1 pseudogene is annotated in these 521 nt (G+C 68.7%); it reads right to left on the bottom strand.

Annotated features, from left to right (window positions below):
- Positions 1-521, bottom strand: a pseudogene (ctpD, locus tag FJM08_RS08650) (cobalt-translocating P-type ATPase CtpD); the annotation flags it as partial.

Consider the following 521-nt stretch of genomic DNA (forward strand, 5'->3'; position numbering starts at 1 on the left):
ACCAGCACAGTGGACCCTTCGTGACCCACCACACCCAGTGGCAGCGGCAGCTGCCCAAAAAGGTCCCACAGCACCAGGACGGCGATGAAGGTGGCCGCGATGGCCAGGTTGACGGTGACCACCCGGCGCGCCTGCCGTGCCAACCCGATGATCGTCGGGATGGTGTGCAGTTCGTCCCGTATGGTCACCCCGTCTGCGGTCTGTAGGGTCAGATCGGCGCCGGCGCCCATGGCGACAGCGGCGCGGGCGGCGGACATGGCGGGAGCGTCGTTGACGCCGTCGCCGACGAGCAGCACCTGGTGACCACCGGCCTGCAGGTTGCGCACGACTTCAACCTCCTGCTCGGGCAGCAATGCGGCTCGCACATCGGTGATCGCGGCGTTCCGAGCGACCCGCCAAGCCGCTCGCCCGTTGTCACCCGTGAGCAGCACCGGTGGTGCGGCGGTCAATGCAGCCATCGCCGCGACGGACTCCACGGCATCCGGACGAAGCTGATCGGTGAGCCCGAGCACACCGATGGC

The sequence above is a fragment of the Metamycoplasma equirhinis genome, from assembly GCF_006385185.1.
Taxonomy (GTDB): Bacteria; Bacillota_I; Bacilli_A; order Mycoplasmatales; family Metamycoplasmataceae; genus Metamycoplasma; species Metamycoplasma equirhinis.